The sequence below is a fragment of the Vibrio sp. 1078-1 genome (assembly GCF_033340475.1).
Genome location: NZ_JAWOWM010000346.1, coordinates 1 through 707 on the forward strand (window position 1 = coordinate 1; position 707 = coordinate 707).

The window sequence follows — 707 nt, forward strand, 5'->3', positions numbered from 1 at the left end:
CAAATAATTTTGGCCGATGAGCCAACATCGATGCTGGATGTGTCAATTCGCTTGGGCGTATTGAACTTGATACAGCGTATGAAGCAAGAGCTTGGGATTGGCTTTTTGTACATTACCCACGACCTCGCCACCGCGCACTACATCGCTGAAGAAACAGCGGTGATGTATAAAGGGCAAATCGTTGAATGGGGTGACACGCACGCGATCTTGAAAAATCCACAGCACCCATACACTAAGTTGTTGATCTCAGCCGTACCCGATCCTGATCTGCCATTTGGAAACTTGGTGAAAAATGAACCAAACTACTCAATAGACGCCGATGAGATCCGTCATCGCAGCAGTGTTGTGGTTGATGAATATGATCAAGTTGGTCCGAATCACTTTGTTAAACAATGGATTGAGGCTGCATGATGGAACTGACCTTCTGGCAAGATCAAATCTCGGATTGGTATGAAACTAGGAAGCATGATCAAGTAGATGTGTTAGAAGCGATCTTGTACGAAGCTCCTGATACCGTGTTTGGTCCTGAGCTGTCTGATCAACAAAGTAAAGCCATCGCCTGCTGGCTAGATGGATGTTTGAGAGTATTTCAACACGCCAGGTATCAAGACCATCACAAAGCTTACCAAACTCTGCTCTATGCAAGCGCGAAGCTCGAACAAGCGGCATGCCACCCCATGAGTGATATTCTACTTAAAGATTGGTGC

Annotated in this window: 2 pseudogenes; both read left to right on the forward strand. The window is 46.0% G+C overall.

Annotated features, from left to right (window positions below):
* A pseudogene (locus tag R7190_RS27485) lies at positions 1-411 on the forward strand (ABC transporter ATP-binding protein); the annotation flags it as partial.
* A pseudogene (locus tag R7190_RS27490) lies at positions 411-707 on the forward strand (transcriptional regulator); the annotation flags it as partial. The pseudogenes R7190_RS27485 and R7190_RS27490, both read left to right, overlap by 1 nt.